Genomic DNA, 1322 nt, shown 5'->3' with positions numbered 1-1322 from the left:
CCGAAGAGTTTCTCCCTGGTGCCGGTGGACGGGCAGCTGCACAACCACGCCGGTTTCCCGAAGTACCAGCACACCACCTTCGGCCTGTTCGACGCCGCCGATACCGCAGCCCAGGGCTACCGGTACGCCACCGAGCTGTCCGACGGGGTGTCGGTGGTGCGCTCGACGTATAACAAGCTGCATTTGCTGCAGGAGCGGGAGACGTTCCTGGTTGCCGGGGACAAGCGGGTCAGCCTGCACAAACAGGGCATGGACTACACGGGCGAGAAGGACGAGACGCCGCCCTCACCGTCAGCGCTGCCCGCGAACTACGCCAAACCCACCGAAGCACGGGTCACGCACCTGGGCCCCGGCGGCAGGCAGCGCACCACGACCGAGACCGCGGTGTTTGATGATCATGGCCGGCAGGTGGAGCGCAAGGACGCCACCGGGGCGGTGACCCGCACCGAGTACGGGCCCTACGGGCAGCCGGTGAAATCGGTCACCACCGGCACCGACGGCACGATCGCCGAAACGAAGAACACCCTCACCCCCGACGGCAGGCATGTTGCCACCACCACCGAAGCCATCGCCAACAAGCCGGGCGAAACGCCCAAGGCCCGCACCACCACCAGTTTCGAGACCGATGAGCATGGTGAGCTGGCATCGAAGACCGTCACCTGGGCGGAGGGCGCACGCCCGGAAGGTGATGAGGGGCCGCAGAAGCTGACGGAGACCTACACCACCAGCATCGACACCGGCGCTCATACGCGTACTGATGCGGTGACTACGCCGGCGGGGACGGTGAAGCAGGTCTCGGATCTGGCCACCGGTGAGGTCGTCGAAACGGTGGACACGGCGGGCCGGGCATCGAAGACGGTGTATGACGATGCGGGGCGGGTGGTCAAGGAGACCGGCCCGGACGGACTGGCCGTCACCGCCGCCCACACCCCGACCTCCACCACACTCACCACCCCCGACGGGCACGTCACCGTGGAGACCAGGGATCTGCTGGGACGGGTGGAGAAGAAGACCGACAACATCACCGGCGGGAAGATCACCAGTGACCCCGGCGTGCGGACACTGCAGAAGGTGGAGTACTCCCCCGACGGCCTGACCGCCACCACCACCGACAGCGCAGGACGCAAAACAGTCACCACGAACGACCTGCTCGGCCGGCCGGTCAAGGCGGTTGCCCCCAACGGCATGACACAGCTCTTCTCCTACGACGACGTCGCGAACACCAGGACCACCGCGCTGCTGCCCGCCGGGGAGAACGACCCCGCCAAGGCCGTCACCACTACCACCGAGAAACTCGACGACGCCGACCGCGCCACCGCCTC

General features: G+C 67.2%; 1 protein-coding gene. It reads left to right on the top strand.

Annotation, left to right across the window (positions count from 1 at the left end; genetic code table 11):
• A partial coding sequence (locus AC07DW_RS34530) for a hypothetical protein (protein WP_478861537.1) occupies positions 1 to 1322 on the top strand: 1322 nt, incomplete at both ends.

The sequence above is a fragment of the Streptomyces sp. NPDC045701 genome (assembly GCF_056432045.1).
Note: the sequence above shows the minus strand (reverse complement) of the source record. Positions and strands in the feature narration are given on the sequence as shown.